At 70.1% G+C, this 15,532-nt stretch carries 14 protein-coding genes; 5 read left to right on the top strand and 9 right to left on the bottom strand.

The annotated features are described in order from the left end of the window. Positions 1-27: 27 nt before the first annotated feature. The 6 genes from dhaK (OHA61_RS07255) to OHA61_RS07280 all read right to left on the bottom strand — a co-directional run bounded on the left by dhaK (OHA61_RS07255) (position 28) and on the right by OHA61_RS07280 (position 6,600). Positions 28-1,020: a dihydroxyacetone kinase subunit DhaK gene (gene dhaK, locus OHA61_RS07255; protein ID WP_406302304.1), complete on the bottom strand. Its 993-nt coding sequence runs from the start codon at positions 1,018-1,020 to the stop codon at positions 28-30. A gap of 166 nt (positions 1,021-1,186) precedes the next feature. Further along, on the bottom strand, positions 1,187-2,869 hold the full coding sequence (locus OHA61_RS07260) for a putative PEP-binding protein (RefSeq protein WP_406302305.1): 1,683 nt from the start codon (positions 2,867-2,869) through the stop codon (positions 1,187-1,189). Next, positions 2,866-3,507: a dihydroxyacetone kinase subunit DhaL gene (dhaL, locus tag OHA61_RS07265; RefSeq protein ID WP_406302306.1), complete on the bottom strand. Its 642-nt coding sequence runs from the start codon at positions 3,505-3,507 to the stop codon at positions 2,866-2,868. The genes OHA61_RS07260 and dhaL overlap by 4 nt, the downstream gene beginning before the upstream one ends. Before the next feature lie 165 nt (positions 3,508-3,672). Continuing rightward, the gene (gene dhaK, locus OHA61_RS07270) at positions 3,673-4,671 is read right to left on the bottom strand and encodes a dihydroxyacetone kinase subunit DhaK (protein ID WP_406302307.1); all 999 of its coding nucleotides are present in this window, start codon (positions 4,669-4,671) and stop codon (positions 3,673-3,675) included. Next, entirely contained in the window at positions 4,668-5,444 is a 777-nt protein-coding gene (locus tag OHA61_RS07275) for an MIP/aquaporin family protein (protein WP_406302308.1), read from the bottom strand. The genes dhaK (OHA61_RS07270) and OHA61_RS07275 overlap by 4 nt, the downstream gene beginning before the upstream one ends. A 379-nt stretch (positions 5,445-5,823) precedes the next feature. Beyond that, complete coding sequence (locus OHA61_RS07280) at positions 5,824-6,600, bottom strand: IclR family transcriptional regulator (RefSeq protein WP_406302309.1); 777 nt, start codon at positions 6,598-6,600, stop codon at positions 5,824-5,826. 60 nt (positions 6,601-6,660) lie between these two features. Between OHA61_RS07280 and dhaM the strand changes: the two genes are divergently transcribed. The 3 genes from dhaM to OHA61_RS07295 all read left to right on the top strand — a co-directional run bounded on the left by dhaM (position 6,661) and on the right by OHA61_RS07295 (position 7,901). Continuing rightward, positions 6,661-7,053, top strand: a complete 393-nt coding sequence (gene dhaM / locus OHA61_RS07285; protein WP_406302310.1) for a dihydroxyacetone kinase phosphoryl donor subunit DhaM — start codon at positions 6,661-6,663, stop codon at positions 7,051-7,053. Continuing rightward, the gene (locus OHA61_RS07290; RefSeq protein ID WP_406302311.1) at positions 7,037-7,336 is read left to right on the top strand and encodes an HPr family phosphocarrier protein; all 300 of its coding nucleotides are present in this window, start codon (positions 7,037-7,039) and stop codon (positions 7,334-7,336) included. The genes dhaM and OHA61_RS07290 overlap by 17 nt, the downstream gene beginning before the upstream one ends. Before the next feature lie 91 nt (positions 7,337-7,427). Continuing rightward, entirely contained in the window at positions 7,428-7,901 is a 474-nt protein-coding gene (locus tag OHA61_RS07295) for an ATP-binding protein (RefSeq protein ID WP_406302312.1), read from the top strand. Positions 7,902-8,182: 281 nt separating this feature from the next. On the opposite strand, the gene gcl is transcribed toward OHA61_RS07295, so the two are convergent. Continuing rightward, positions 8,183-9,961: a glyoxylate carboligase gene (gene gcl / locus OHA61_RS07300; protein WP_406307298.1), complete on the bottom strand. Its 1,779-nt coding sequence runs from the start codon at positions 9,959-9,961 to the stop codon at positions 8,183-8,185. Positions 9,962-10,177: 216 nt separating this feature from the next. On the opposite strand from gcl, the gene OHA61_RS07305 reads away from it, so the two are divergent. Next, positions 10,178-10,903, top strand: coding sequence for a hypothetical protein (locus tag OHA61_RS07305; protein WP_406302313.1), 726 nt, complete (start codon positions 10,178-10,180; stop codon positions 10,901-10,903). Between the two features lie 307 nt (positions 10,904-11,210). Here the strand turns inward: OHA61_RS07305 and OHA61_RS07310 are convergent, their stop codons facing one another. Both OHA61_RS07310 and OHA61_RS07315 read right to left on the bottom strand, forming a co-directional pair. Continuing rightward, positions 11,211-12,827 (bottom strand): AMP-binding protein, encoded by a 1,617-nt coding sequence (locus tag OHA61_RS07310; protein ID WP_406302314.1) that lies wholly within the window; start codon positions 12,825-12,827, stop codon positions 11,211-11,213. Continuing rightward, positions 12,824-14,512 carry an AMP-binding protein gene (locus tag OHA61_RS07315; RefSeq protein ID WP_406302315.1) on the bottom strand — a complete coding sequence of 563 codons (1,689 nt, stop codon included), beginning with the start codon at positions 14,510-14,512 and terminating at the stop codon, positions 12,824-12,826. Before OHA61_RS07315 ends, OHA61_RS07310 begins: the two co-directional genes overlap by 4 nt. Before the next feature lie 123 nt (positions 14,513-14,635). Here OHA61_RS07315 and OHA61_RS07320 point away from each other — a divergent pair, with 123 nt between their 5' ends. Continuing rightward, the gene (locus OHA61_RS07320) at positions 14,636-15,463 is read left to right on the top strand and encodes a response regulator transcription factor (RefSeq protein ID WP_406302316.1); all 828 of its coding nucleotides are present in this window, start codon (positions 14,636-14,638) and stop codon (positions 15,461-15,463) included. The last annotated feature ends 69 nt before the right edge of the window (positions 15,464-15,532 follow it).

The raw sequence follows: 15,532 nt of genomic DNA on the forward strand, positions 1-15,532 counted from the left end.
GGTGTCCGTAGCGGTGTCCGAGGACGCTCAGCGTCCCCAGCGCAGCGCGGGGGTCTCGACGGGGACATCCCACAGATAGGTGAGCTGCGACGTGAGCCGGCACACCGTGATCGTGCAGCCGGCCATCTCCAGGCTGGTGATGTAGTTGCCGACCAGGTTGCGGGTGATCCACACGCCATGGCCGGCGAGCCACTCTGCGACCGCGGCATACACCACGTACAGCTCGATCAGTGGGGTGCCACCCAGGCCGTTGACCATCACGAGCACTTCGCCCGAGAGCGGCATGTCGGCGTGGATGGCGTCCAACGCGACACCGACGATCTCCTTGGCGGAGACGAGCCTGCCGCGGGCGCGACCGGGCTCGCCGTGGATGCCGACGCCCAGCTCGATCTCGTCGTCGCCCAGCTCGAAGCCGGGCTTGCCCGACGCGGGCACCGTGCACGGCGTGAGCGCCACCCCGAACGAACGGGACCGGTCGTTGACCTCCCGGCCCAAAGCCGCGGCCGCAGCCAGGTCCGCGCCAAGCTCGGCAGCCGCACCGACGATCTTCTCCACGAACACGGTCGCCCCGGTACCCCGTCGGCCGGCCGTCCACGTACTGTTCTCCACGGCGACATCGTCATTGACCACGACGCCCTCCACCCACGCGCCGTCGTCGGCGGCCAAGTCGGCGGCCATCTGGAAGTTCAGCACGTCGCCGGTGTAGTTCTTCACGATGTGCAGCACCCCCGCCCCGCCGTCAACGGCCCGTGTGGCGGCGAGTATCTGGTCCGGCACGGGAGATGTGAACACCTCACCGGGACAGGCCGCATCCAGCATCCCGTACCCGACGAACCCACCGTGCAGCGGCTCGTGCCCGGACCCGCCACCTGACACCAGGCCGACCTTCCCAGCGGTCGGGCCGCCCGCGCGGATGATGTAGCGGTCGGACGTGTTGACCGTCAGTGAGGGGTGCGCGGCGGCCACGCCGACGAGAGCATCGGCGAGCACCTCATCGGGCGAGTTGATGAGCTTCTTCACGGTTCAGGCCCCTTCTCGACTGGATAGGAACATCAGCAGAAATCCCTTGAATGGGATGGATCAGCGGGACTTGTCAGGGCGTCACCTTGCGCTTCACGCAAATCCTGGTGGGCCGGTTCGGTCGGACCTGCCTACGCTCGACTGATCGCGCCATGTGCGCCTCGGGTCAGGGCAGCGACGGCAGGCAGCACTGCTCGACGAGTCGCCAGACCTCTTCGGCGGTTTCGCGGGTGAGAGCGATGGCCGCCAGGGAGGCGCAGGTGTCATGGCGCAGGCGGCGGATGCGGGCGCGTACTTCGTCGAGGACGGCGGGTGCGACGGAGAGGATGTCGCACCCGAGGCCGATGAGGAGGGGGGTGACGAGGGGGTCGGCCGCGGCGTCGCCACAGACGGAGACCTGGCGGTGGTGGCGGTGGGCTGCGGTGACGACCTGGGCGATGGCGTGGAGTACTGCGGGGTGCGCGGCCATGGCCGGGGAGGCAGCGGGGTCGCGCCGGTCCAGGCCCAGGATCTGGCAGGTGAGGTCATTGCTGCCGATGGAGAGGAAGGCGGCCTCGCGGGCGAGGTCGTCGGCTGCGGCGACGGCTTCGGGAAGCTCCACCATGATTCCCAGCGGCGGGGTCGGGACACTTGCTTCGTCGGCTGCGGCCTGGAGAAGGCGTCGGCAGGCGCGGAGTTCGTCGATGTTCGCGACCATCGGGATCATGATGCGCAGATCGGTTTCTGCTCCCGCGCCGAGCAGGCTGCGGAACTGATCGGCGAAGGCGTCCGGTTGGGCCAGCATGAGCGGCAGACCGCGGCCGATCCGCGCGCCCTGGAGGCGAGACAGGAACGGCGGCAGTTTGTCGTCGGCGAAGTCCAGGGTGCGGGCGGTGACGGTCTGTCCAGCCAGTGTGCGCAGGACGGGGACGAGGGTGGTTGCGTGCTGGTTGCGGGTGGGCCAGGCGGGGTGGTTGAGGAAGGGCAGCTCGGTGCGGAGCAGGCCGACACCCTGGGCGTTGGCCGCGAGGGCTGCGCGGGCGTCGGCCGGGGTCGCCACGTTGGCCCGCAGCACCATGGGGTGGTGGTCGAGTGTGTGGGCGGGCAGGTGGCGCTCTTCGGCGAGCGCGAACCTGCGGGTGCGTGCTGCGTCCATGGCGTGGAGCGCGGTTGCGCGTTCGTTGTCGTCGGGGTGGGCGACCGCGGTGGCCAGGTCGGCGTCGAGCAGGATCTCCCGCCCGTCCGGCAGGTCGAGCAGCTGGGGGTCGACGGCCAGGAGGAGGGGGATGCCCTGTGAGCGGGCGACGATCGCGGCGTGGGAGTTCGGGCCGCCGGTGACGGAGATGGCTGCGGTGACCGTCAGGCCGGGCTCCAGCAGGTCTGCCGCGCCGATCTCGTGGGCGACCAGGACGAGGGGCTGGTCGGGTGCGGGGCCGGTGTCGCCGTGCAGGTGGGCCAGGACGCGGCGGCCGACCTGCCGTACGTCTGCCGCGCGTTCGGCCAGGGTTGGATCGTCCAGGGCGGCGATGGTCCGGGCGTAGGTGTCGATGGCCTGCCGGACGGCGACGGGTACCGGCTGGCCGTCGTTCGCTCGTTTGATGGCGTGTTCGCACAGATCGTGGTCCTGCGCGATGTAGCCGTTGACCTCCATGATGTCGGCCTCTTCGTCCTTGCCCTGTTCACGCAGCGAGGTGGACAGGTCGAGCAGGCGGGCGGCGACGGCGTCGAAGGCGTCGGTGATCTGCTGTGCGGCGTCGCCACTGGTGCGCTGGGGGAGCACGGCTCGGGTGAGCGGGCGGTCAGTGCGGTGGAGGAACCCCAGGGCTATGCCGGGTGCGGCGGTGTTCCCGGCGTAGGTGTGGCGGATCATCGAGTAGCCACCACTTCAGCGAGTGCGCGAAAGATGAGGGCGGTGGAGGTGGCGCCGGGGTCCTGGTGGCCGATGCTGCGGGCGCCGAGGTAGGAGGCCCGGCCCTTGCGTGCCTGCATGGGGGTGGTCGCGCGCATGCCCTCCTCGGCAGCGTCGGCGGCGGCCAGGGCCGCGGCGGCGAAGTCGGCTCCGGCGCCGGCGTGTTGCTGGAAGGCGGCCAGGGCGGGAGCGTATGCGTCGATCATTGTCTTGTCGCCGGGTGCGGCCGCGCCGAGCTTCTGGACGCTCTCCAGGCCGGCGGCGAGTGCCGTGGCGAACTGCTGCGTGTCGGCGGTGGGTGCGTCAAGGGCCTTGCCCATGGCGCGGAAGGCGCCGCCGTAGAGCGGGCCGGAGGCGCCCCCGACGCTGGAGATGAGTGTGGTGCCCGTCTTGACCAGCACGGCCCCGACGGTGTCCGGCTTGTAGTCGGCCAGGGCCGTGGTGACGGCGGAGAAGCCGCGTTTCATGTTGACGCCGTGGTCGGCGTCGCCGATGGCCGAGTCGAGCTGGGTGAGGTGGTCCTTGTGCATGTCGACGGCGGCGGCGATGGCCTGCACCCACGTGCGGGCGAGGTCGGTGTCCACGGAGTCTCCATTCATGGTTGGTATGTGGCGGGTTCACGGTTGGGTGAGCCGGGGGCGGATGCGGGTTGACGGTTGGGTGAGCCGGGGGCGGGGGCGGATGCGGGGGCCGTCGGGTGATCTGGCGCAGGAAGGCTCCCGCCCGGCCCCTCGCGTATCGCGCGGCCCCGCCCCCGGCTCGGTTCAGGCGCCCCAGTGCAGGGCTGGGGTGTTCACGGGTGCGTCCCACAGGGACAGCATGTCGGCGTCGGCCTTGCAGACGGTGATGGAAACACCGGCCATGTCCAGGCTGGTCACGTAGTTGCCGACAAGACTGCGGGCGATGACCACGCCCTTGTCCGCGAGAGCGGTGGCGACGTCGTTGAAGACGACATACAGCTCGATGAGCGGTGTGCCGCCGAGGCCGTTGACCATGACGATGGTCTGGTCCCCCGCGGTGAGCGGCTGGTCGGCGAGGATGGCGTCGAGGGCGGTGGCCACGATCTCCTTGGCCGGGCGGAGCTTCTCTCTGCTGCGTCCGGGTTCGCCGTGGATGCCGACGCCGACTTCGATTTCGTCCTCGGGCAGGTCGAACCCGGGCTTGCCGGAGGCGGGTGTGGTGCATGCGGTCAGGGCAACGGCGAAGGACCTGGAGGCGGCGTTGACCCGCTTGCCCATCTCCGCCACCGCGGCGAGGTCGGCGCCCTTCTCGGCGAGGGCGCCGGCGATCTTCTCGACGAAGACGGTGGCTCCGGTGCCGCGGCGCCCGGCGGTCCAGGTGGAGTCCTGGACCGCGACATCGTCGTCGACCAGCACGGTCTCGACCGTTATGCCTTCCTCGGCAGCCAGTTCGGCGGCCATCTGGAAGTTGAGGACGTCACCCGTGTAGTTCTTCACGATGAACAGCACGCCCGCACCGCCGTCGACGGCCTGGGCCGCGGTCAGCATCTGGCCGGGCACGGGCGAGGTGAACACCTCCCCGGGACAGGCGGCGTCCAGCATGCCCAGGCCCACGAAGCCACCGTGCAGGGGCTCGTGCCCGGAACCGCCGCCGGAAATGAGGGCGACCTTGCCCGTGCTGGTGCCGCCCGCGCGGGCGATCACCTTGTTCTCCGCGTCGACTTTCAGTTCGGGGTGGGCGGCGGCGATGCCGGCCAGGGCCTCGTCCAGCACCGCCTCGGGGGCGTTGATGAGCTTCTTCATGACAGGGCTCCTTCGGCAGTGGAGGGCTGGGCGGCCCGGTTCTCGGCTGCGGTTGCGGCGGCTGCCTTGCGGTGGGCGTTGAGAGCGGTGTAAAGGACGCCGGCGGCAACCGCACCGATCACCTCGGCGGCCAGGTAGACGGGCAGCTGGTCCCAATGGACCGTGCCGTCGAAAAGCTCGCCGGTGATCATCGGGCCGAGCGTCCTGGCCGGGTTGATGGACGCGGCGGTGGCGGGCGCCACCGGAATGATGATCGCGAAGACGCCGAGGCCGATGGCCAGGCCCGCGAAGCCGCCGGCCGCGCGCCGGTCGATGGCCCCGAAGACGACGAAGGCGAGGATGAACGTGCCGACTGCTTCGGCGAAGAAGGCCTGCCCGGCGCCGACACCGGTGCCGTAGGCGGCGATACCGAGGCCGACGTCGACGGCCTTCTTCCCCAGCACTCCGACGATCGCAAGCGCGCCCAGCACCGCCCCGGCCACCTGCGCCGCGATGTAACCAGGGACGTCCCGCCAGGGCATCTTCTTCGTGGCGGCGAGCGCAAGGGTGATGGCCGGGTTGATCTGGCAGCCGGAGATATGGCCGATCGCATAGACCATGGCGATGACGGCGGTGGCGAAGGCCAGCGAGATCATTCCCAGCTGCGCCATGGTGAAGGGGGCGTCGCCGCCGACGATGAGCGTTGCGGGGACCGAACCGACGCCGATGAACACCAGCACCGCGGTGCCCAGCATCTCGGCCACAAGCTTCTGTGAGTAAGAGTTTTCTTCCATTGATGGCGCCCAGTGCCGAGCGGCAGCGTGGGCGTCTCACCTCCTCCGCGTGAGCGGGCTGTGAAGGGAGGGGGCCGCCAGGTGGTCAGGGTCGGGCAACCTGGCGGCCGGCTCAGGGGAACCGAATATCCAGCGGAATCCGGTAAGGCGTTCACTATTGATGAACGTTGTTCCGGAAGTTAAGCCCGCGTTTCACGCCTGTCAAGAGGCTCGGCGACTATCGGGCACCGCGGACACGAAGAAGGCCCCACGGCGACGCGCCGAGGGGCCTGGACGGAGGGGCAGGTGGCGGAACGGCGGACGTCGCCGCCGAGCTGCGGGTGGATGCGGAGTGTGCAGGTCAGGTGCCCGCGAGGCTGGTGGGTGCGGGGCGGGCCGGTCAGGGGCCGGCGATGCGGGCGGCCCCTCGAGGGGCGCCGAGGTCGCGGGAGAGATTGCGGGCGGTCTCGCGGACCGCGACCGCGAGCTCTTGTCGCGCCGGCTCGGCCAGCAGCCGCTCGACGGGGCCGACAATGCCGATGGCCCCGACCACCTCGCCGGAGCGGTCGAAGACGGGGGATGCGATGCCCGCGTCCCCGATGGCCGACTCCTGGTCCTCGATCGCGTAGCCCGTCCGGAGAATCTCCTTCAGCTGGCCGGCCAGCTCCTCCGGGTCGGTGATGCTGGCGCCGGTGAGCACCGCCGGGTCGCCCGCGAGCAGCCGCTCGCGCTCGGAGGCCGGGGTGAAGGCCACGATGGCCTTGCCCAGGGCGCAGGTGCTCCACGGGATGCTGGCTCCCACCTCGAGGATCTGCACGGCGCCCTCCGGCCGGAAAGCGTGGTGCACCACCAGGACATGGTCGCCGGTGAGCACGGCCACCCACACCGCCTCGTTCGCCCGGGTGGCCAGCTGGTCCGCCCAGGTCAGCGAGCGGGTCCGCAGCTCCTGGGTGTCCAAGTAGGCGTTGCCCAGCTGCACCAGGTCCGGGCCGAGCTGATACTTCGAGCTGTCCCGGTCCTGCACCACCAGCCCCTCGGCCTCCAGCGTGCGCAGCAGCGCGTGGACGGTCGGCTTGGCCACGCCCAGGCGGTCGGCCAGCTCGGTCACACCCAGCCGGGGCCCGGTGGACGCGAGCTCCCGCAAGATCTGCACCGCGCGCTGCACCGCTTGAACCATCGAAAAATTCTCCTTGTTCAGTATTGATGAACAGCGTTCCGAGATATAGCGTGGTTGTTCATGAGCAACCTTGTCGGCATCGTACTCGTGTCCCACAGCGCCGAGCTCGCCGCAGGCCTTCGCCTGCTGGTGCAGCAGATCGGCTCCGACCACGTTCCCCTCGCTAGCGCCGGAGGAACCGACGACGGCCGGATCGGCACCAGCTACGACCTCGTTCTCGCAGCGATCCGGAACGCCGACCGCGGAGCCGGCGTAGTCGTAATCCCCGACCTCGGCAGCTCGATCCTCACCGCCCGCACTGTCCTGGAAGACCATCCCCGCACCGACGTAACGATCGTCGACGCGCCGTTCGTCGAAGGAGCCGTCGCAGCCGTCGTCACCGCCGCATCCGGCGCTGATCTCAAGACCGTCGCCGACGCCGCCAAGGAGGCTCGCAATGTCCTCAAGTTCTGACGCCATCACCACAACCGCCACGACCACGGCGAATCACGAAATCGCCGTCGTCCTGCCCGCCAACCTGCACGCCCGCCCCGCAGGCCAACTCGCCCGCGCCGCAGCCGAGTACACCAGCGCAATACAGCTGGAGCACGGCGGCCGCACCGTCAACCCCACCGGCGTCCTCGCCGTGATGGGCCTGGGTGCCACCGCCGGAAGCACCGTGACCGTCCGCGCCGAAGGCCCCGACGCAGACCAGGCCGTCACGGCGTTGGCCGACATCCTCGCCACCGCCGAATAACCCGGCCACGCGCCACCGCACCGAACGAGCCGCCGCTTCCGATACGAGAAGCCGAGACAAGTGGAGGTGGTCGAAGATGACCACTCCGGCCATGACCACGTCTGACACCAGCGTGGCACCGCACCCGCGGACCGAGCACATCCTCCCGCTGCCACACATCCCTGAGACCGTCTCCGCCGTGCGCCACGGCGCACGCACGGTCCTCACCCGCTGGGCCCTGCCCGCGGAGACAGCAGACGATGCCATCCTGGTGATCTCGGAACTGATCACCAACGCGATCGCTCACGCACTGCCCCCAGCAGTGTTGCGGCTGTCGATGCCCGAGATCGGCGGCCGGCACGCCCTCCGTATCGAGGTCACAGACGCTGGGCCGCTACCCCGACCGCGCCGATCACCCGAGAATCCGCCCCCTGCGGAACATGAGGAACACGGACGCGGTACCGGCATCGTGGCTGCCCTTTCCATGCGGCACGGCATTTCCCGCCACCTCCACAGGATGACCCGATGGGCGGAGCTCCACGTGGCGTCCGGCCACACTGGCAGTGCTGCCACTGCAAGCCCTTGAGGAACGTCTCGGCGGGGCACCGGGGCGGCCGGACCCGCGAAGAAGAACATGGCGATGACCATGATCACGGTAGCCGCGATCGGCCGACGGCGGGCCGGCTTCCGCCCCTTCGTCGGGCGCGAGGGATCCGGCCCAACTCGTCCTGGGCTTCGGCAATCTCGGCGAGCGCACTGTCCGCGAGGGCATCGCGGCCGTCGCCGGCATCCTGCGCGCCACAGCACAAAGCGGCACCCGGCCCGGAGTGATTCCGGGACGGGGGCCGTTCGTGGCCGCGTGGGTGCTCAGACCTTGAGCGTCCTGATGGACGTGGGCGCGTGGCTGGGCTCCGTCGCCAGCTCCTCGAACTCGGTGACATCGCTGATGTCGGCCGTCTTGCTCATCGAGATGTTGGTGACGCGCTCCAGGATCGCCTCGACGACGACCGGCACCCGGAATTCTGCGGCCAGCTTCTTGGCCTCCTCGAACGCGGGCAGCAGCTGGTCGGGCTCGGTGACCCGGATGGCCTTGCAGCCCAGGCCCTCGACGACCTTGACGTGGTCGACGCCGTAGACACCCAGCTCGGGGGCGTTGATGTTCTCGAACTCCAGGTTGACCTGGAAGTTGATGTCCAGGCCGATCTGCGCCTGCCGGATCAGGCCCAGGTAGGCGTTGTTCACCAGGACATGGACGTACGGGATCCTGTGCTGCGCGCCGACCGCCAGCTCCTCGATCATGAACTGGAAGTCGTAGTCGCCGGACAGCGCGACGACCGGAGACTCCGGGTCCGCGGTGGCGACACCGAGCGCGGCCGGGATGGTCCAGCCGAGCGGGCCCGCCTGGCCGCAGTTGATCCAGTGGCGCGGCTTGTAGACGTGCAGCATCTGCGCGCCGGCGATCTGGGACAGGCCGATGGTGGTGACGTAACGCGTCTCCGGGCCGAAGGCCTTGTTCATCTCCTCGTACACGCGCTGCGGCTTCATCGGCACGTTGTCGAAGTGCGTGCGGCGCAGCAGGGTGGCCTTGCGCTCCTGGGTGGAGGCGACCCAGTCGGAACGGTCGGGCAGCCTGCCGGCGGCCTTGAGCTCCTTGGCCACCTCGACGAAGAGCTGCAGCGCGGCCTTGGCGTCGGACGCGATGCCGTAGTCGGGGGCGAAGATCTTGCCGATCTGGGTGGGCTCGATGTCGACGTGGACGAACTTCCGGCCCTTGGTGTAGACGTCGAGCTTGTAGCCGGTGTGGCGGTTGGCCCAGCGGTTGCCGATGCCCAGGACGAAGTCGGACTCCAGGAAGGTCGCGTTGCCGTAGCGGTGCGAGGTCTGCAGACCGACCATGCCCGCGTTCAGCTCGTGGTCGTCGGGGATGGTGCCCCAGCCCATCAGGGTCGGGATGACCGGCGTACTGGTGAGCTCGGCGAACTCCACGAGCAGATCGGAGGCGTCCGCGTTGATGATGCCGCCGCCGGCGACGATCAGCGGGCGCTCGGACTCCAGCAGGAGCCGGATCGCCTTCTCGGCCTGGGCACGGGTCGCTGCGGGCCGGTAGACGGGCAGCGGCTCGTACGTCTCGGGGTCGAACTCGATCTCGGTGAGCTGGACGTCGATGGGCAGGTCGATGAGGACCGGGCCCGGGCGGCCCGAGCGCATCAGGTGAAAGGCCTGCTGGAAGACGCCGGGGACCTGCGCGGCCTCCAGGACGGTGGTCGCGGCCTTGGTGACCGGCCCCGCGATCGAGGCGATGTCGACGGCCTGGAAGTCCTCTTTGTGGATCACGGAGGTCGGCGCCTGGCCGGTGATGCACAGGATCGGGATGGAGTCGCCGATGGCCGAGTACAGGCCGGTGATCATGTCGGTGCCCGCAGGGCCCGACGTGCCGATGCAGACCCCGATGTTGCCGGGGTTGGCGCGGGTGTAGCCCTCCGCCATGTGGGAGGCGCCTTCGACGTGGCGGGCGAGCGTGTGGTCGATGCCGCCGCCGGTCTGGAGGGCCTTGTAGAAGGGGTTGATCGCCGCGCCCGGCACACCGAACGCGTGCGTGACGCCTTCGCGCTTGAGGATCTCAACTGCCGCTCGGGCAGCGGTCATACGAGGCATGGGTGCTCCTGCTTCGGCCGGTCGGACTCGGGCTCTTTCGCGTCACTCCAGAGCCTCTATTCCGTAATACGGAAGTTTAGTTCTGCTATACGGAAGCAATCTATGGCGCGTACAGAACGGCGTCAAGGGATGGCCGAAGTCCCGCCCGAAGGCATCCCGCTTGGTGGACGATGGACGGCAGTGCGAACGGAAAAAGGGGGGAGCGCGATGGCCGATACGGTGCCGGTCCGCTGTCCGTCCTGCCGCCGCGACCACGTGTTCGCGTCGCCGGTCTACCCCTGCGCCTGCGGCGCCCCGCTCGCGCCGCCGCTGCTGCACGCCCCGCCGGAACCGATCACGCACCGCACCTGGACGGACGACTGGGTCACCGTGCGCTGCCTCGCCTGCGGCCGCCAGGGCCACTGGCCGCAGCCCGAACTCGGCTGCCCCTGCGGCACGGTGCTGCGCATCCCGGTCCGCCCGGTGAGCGCCCCCGGCCCCGGCGCGCCGGACCCGATGCCCTTCGCCGCGCGCCCGTCGCACACCCCGCTGCCGCGCACGGCGACCGTGCCGCGCCCCTCGTTCCGGCCGGTCACGATCCGTACCGCGCGCGACGCGGTGACCGCGGCGGGGCTCTATCTGAAGTGGCTCGGGTTCCAGGACGTCGTCCAGCCGGAGGTACGGCCCGCGTCCGGAATCGACCTGCGCGGCCCCGGCCTGATCGCCCAGGTCGACCCCTCCACCCGCCCGGCCACCCTGCGCGACGTCGAGTGCCTGTGGCTGAACGGGCTGATCGTCTCCGCAGCCGGCGTCTTCTTCTCCCTCGCGGGATACGCGGACGACGCGAGGTCACGGGCGGACGACCTCGGCGTCCCGCTCTTCGTCATGGACCTGACGGGGAGCCCGCAGCCGGTGAACGCGGCGGCGGACGAGCTGATAGCGACGGGGGCGTGAGCCTTGCGGGGGCGCCTGCGGCGGGCCCTGTCCCCCACCCCGCCCCTTCCCGTAACCGGGGGCGCTGCCCCCCGGACCCCCGCGCCTCAAGCGCCGGCGGGGCTGAATTTCGCGCCCGGGACCACGCCTCAAACGCTGGCGAGGCTGGATGTGCGGCCGAGCCGCACATCCAGCCCGTCCGGCGATTGAGGACATGCGGCCGAAGGTCGCATACGGGGTCTGGGGCTTGGCCCAGTTCGGGAAGGGGCGGGTAGGGGAACAAGCCCCGCGCAGCGGCACCGCACCCGCACCCACGGCACCGCCCCGCCTACCCCTCCCCCGCCACCCCGTACCGCCGCCTCAGCTCCACCTTCCGCACCTTCCCGCTCACCGTCATCGGAAAGTCCGCAAGGATCTCCAGCCGACGCGGAATCTTGTAGTGCGCCAACTGCTCCCTGCAGTACGCCGCGATGTCCTCCAGCGTCGGCGGATCCCCCGCATCCCGCGGAATCACGCAGGCCAGGATCTCCTCCCCGTAGCGCTCGTCGGGGACCCCGACCACCTGGACGTCCGCGATCTTGGGGTGGGTGTAGAGGAACTCCTCGATCTCGCGCGGATAGACGTTCTCACCGCCCCGGATGATCATGTCCTTGATGCGGCCGACGATCTGGACGTACCCGTCCTCACGCATCACCGCCAGATCACCCGTATGCATCCACCGGCCCGCGTCGATCGCCTCGGCGGTCTTCTCCGGCTCGTCCCAGTAGCCGAGCATCACGCTGTAGCCGCGGGTGCACAGCTCGCCCGCCTCGCCGCGCGGCAGTGTCACCCCGCCGACGGGGTCGACGACCTTGACCTCGACGTGCGGCAGCACACTGCCGACCGTGCCGGTGCGGCGTTCCAGGTCGTCGTCCCGGCGGGTCTGCGTGGAGACGGGCGAGGTCTCCGTCATTCCGTAGCAGATCGAGACCTCGGCCATGTTCATCTCGGCGACGACCCGCTTCATGACCTCCACCGGGCAGGGCGAGCCCGCCATGATGCCGGTGCGCAGCGTGGACAGGTCGTACGAGGCGAAGTCGGCGAGATTGAGCTCGGCGATGAACATCGTCGGTACGCCGTACAGCGAGGTGCAGCGTTCCTCGGCGACCGCGCGCAGCGTGGCCGCCGCGTCGAAGGACGGGGCCGGGATGACCATGCAGGCGCCGTGCGAGGTCGCCGCGAGGTTGCCCATCACCATGCCGAAGCAGTGGTAGAAGGGCACGGGGATGCAGATCCGGTCCTGCTCGGTGTAGGCGATCATCTCGCCCACGAAATAGCCGTTGTTGAGAATGTTGTGGTGCGAGAGGGTCGCACCCTTGGGGAAACCGGTGGTGCCGGAGGTGTACTGGATGTTGACCGGGTCGTCGCAGGACAACTCCGCCTCGCGGGCAGCCAGTTGCTCGTCCGTGACGGCAGGCGCCGCGTCCAGGAGTACGTCCCAGGAGCCGTGCTCGATGTAGTGGACGGACCGCAGGTCGGGACAGTTGGCCCGCACCTGGTCCACCAGCGCCCGGTAGTCGCTGGTCTTGTGCCGCTGTGAGGCGCACAGCACCGAGATCCCGGCCTGTTTCAGCACGTATTCGAGTTCGTGCGCCCGGTACGCCGGGTTGATGTTGACCATGATCGCGCCGATCCGGGCGGTCGCGTACTGCACGAGCACCCACTCGGCGCAGTTGACCGCCCAGATCCCGACCCGGTCCCCCTTGGCGACGCCGATCCCGAGGAAGCCCCGCGCCAACTGGTCCACCGCGGCGCCGAATTCGGCGTAGGTCCAGCGAGCGTCCATACCGAGATCGACCAGCGCCTCGCGGTCCGGCCACGCCGCGATCGCCCGGTCGAGATTGCGGCCGATGGTGTCGCCGAGCAACGCGGTGGTACCGGTGCCGTGCGCGTAGGAGAGGTTCACCGCAGGTCTCCCTCGACGTACTCGGCGGTCGAGCCCTCCGCCGTGCGCTCGCGCAGCTCGATGCGGCGGATCTTGCCCGAGACGGTCTTGGGCAGCACGCCGAACTCCAGCCGCCGGATGCGCTTGTACGGCGCGAGAACCGCGCGCGAGTGCTCGAAAAGCAGCTTCGCCGTGTCGGGTCCGGGCTCCCAGCCCTCCGCCAGCACGATGTACGCCTTCGGCACGGCGAGCCGTACAGGGTCGGGCGCGGGCACGACCGCCGCTTCGGCCACCGCCTCGTGCTCCAGGAGCGCGCTCTCCAGCTCGAACGGCGAGATCTTGTAGTCGGAGGCCTTGAAGACGTCGTCGGAGCGGCCGATGTAGGTGATGTAACCGTCGGCGTCGCGCGCCCCGATGTCGCCCGTGCGGTAGAAGCCCCCGGCCATCGCCTCGGCCGTACGCTCCGGATCCCCGTGATATCCGGTCATCAGACCGACCGGATCACCGGACAGATCCAGCGAGATCTCACCCTCCGCCGCGCCGGGCTCGCCCGACACGGGATCGAGGAGGACCACCTGGTAGCCGGGGCTCGGGCGGCCCATCGACCCGGCCTTGAGCAGCTGGCCGGGGCTGTTGGCGACCTGCACGGCCGTCTCCGTCTGCCCGAAGCCGTCCCGGATGGTCACGCCCCATTCGCGGCGCACGGTCTCGATGACCTCGGGATTGAGCGGCTCCCCGGCGGCGACGACCTCGCGCGGAGGCGTACGCAGCAGGCCGAGATCCTCCTGGATCAGCATCCGCCACACGGTCGGCGGGGCGCAGAAGCTGGTGACGCCCGCGCGGTCCATCTCCGCCATCAGCCGGGCCGCGTCGAAGCGCGTGTAGTTGTGGATGAAGACGGTCGCCTCGGCGTTCCAGGGCGCGAAGAGATTGGACCAGGCGTGCTTGGCCCAGCCGGGCGAGGAGATGTTCAGATGCACGTCGCCGGGCTTCAGCCCGATCCAGTACATCGTCGCCAAGTGGCCCACCGGGTACGACACATGGGTGTGCTCTACCAGCTTGGGGCGGGCGGTCGTGCCCGAGGTGAAGTAGAGCAGCAGCGGATCGTCCGCCCGCGTCACGCCGTCCGGCTCGAAGTGGCCCGGCGCGGAGAACGCCTCGTCGAAGTCGAGCCAGCCCGGCACATCGGCCGCGCCCCGGTCCGCCACGGCGATCCTGGTGTACTCCCCCGGCACCTCCGCGAACTTGGCGGTGTCCGCCACGCGCGCGATGACATGCCGGGCCCGTCCCCGGTCGATCCGGTCCCGCAGGTCCACCGGGCCGAGCAGCGGTGTCGCGGGGATGACGACCGCCCGCAACTTCATTGCCGCGAGGGCGATCATCCACAGTTCCTGCTGGTTGCCGAGCATCACGAGGATCCGGTCCCCGGCCCGCACGCCACGGTCCCGCAGCCAGTTGGCGACCTGGTCCGAGCGCACGGACATCTCGCCGAACGAGACGGTGATCTCGCGGCCGTCCTCCTCGACGATGTGCAGCGCGGTCCTGTTGTTGCCGTCGGCGATCTCGTCGAACCAGTCCAGTGCCCAGTTGAAGCGCTCGGGCCGAGGCCAGGAGAAACCCTCGTACGCAGCCGCGTAGTCCTCCCTGTGCCGCAGCAGGAAGTCCCGGGCCGCCCGGAAACTCTCCGTCGCGCTGCCTGACGTCATTCGTCCTCCTCATTGCGGGACCGGCTACCGACATCGTGTAATCAGTGACCCAGGTCTCACTACCCCCGAACGGGGGTGACACAGCACCCCTACGGGGGTGACCAGCACGCAGAAGGAGAGCAGGTGTCCGAGCCGGCCGATGCGGTGGAGATGCGAGCGGCGCTGGCGCGGCTGCGCCGGGCGACCGGACTGCCGGTCGCCTTCGGCGGGCTGCTGCACGATGCACGGCAGCTGCGGATCGCCGAGCTGAGCGGCACGGCGACGGGAGCGCTGCGCGGTCTCGTGATCAGTGCGGGCAACGGCCTCGGCGGCAAGTCGATCGCACTCTCGCGGCCGTGCGCGGTGACCGACCATCCCTCGGCGCGGCACATCAGCCACGAGTACGACGCGGCGGTCGCGGCGGAGGGGCTGCGCTCGGTGCTCGCGGTGCCCGTCGTCGTACGGCGCAAGGTGCGGGGTGTGCTGTACGGAGCGCTGCGCGAACCGAGGACGCTCGGCGAGCGGACCTTCGACGCGGCGGTGGCCGCGGCGCGCGATGTGGAGCAGGCGCTGGTCGTACGGGACGAGGTGCAGCAACTGCTGGTCGCGGCGCGGGAGCCGGTGGCGGGACCCGGGGCGTGGGAGGAGGTCCGCGAGGTGCACGGCGAACTGCGCGCGCTGGCACCGCGGATCGTCGACGAGGGGCTGCGGCGGGAGCTGCTGGCGGTCTGCGGCCGCCTGGCCACCGCGTCGGGCAACCCGCCGCGGCCGCACATGGTCGGGCTGGCGCCGCGGGAGCTGGATGTGCTGGCCTGCGTGGCCGCGGGCTCCACGAACGCGGCGGCGGGCGAGCGGCTGGGGCTGAAGCCGGAGACGGTGAAGGGATATCTGCGGGCGGCGATGCGGAAGCTGGGGGCGCACACGAGGCTGGAGGCGGTGGTGGCGGCGCGGCGGGCGGGCCTACTGCCGTAGCGGGCGGGCCTGCTGTCGTAGCTGAATCGGTCCGGGACGAGCCCTGGCAGCGCCGCCCGGCAATGAGGT

This window comes from Streptomyces sp. NBC_00885 (assembly GCF_045207475.1).
GTDB lineage: Bacteria > Actinomycetota > Actinomycetes > Streptomycetales > Streptomycetaceae > Streptomyces.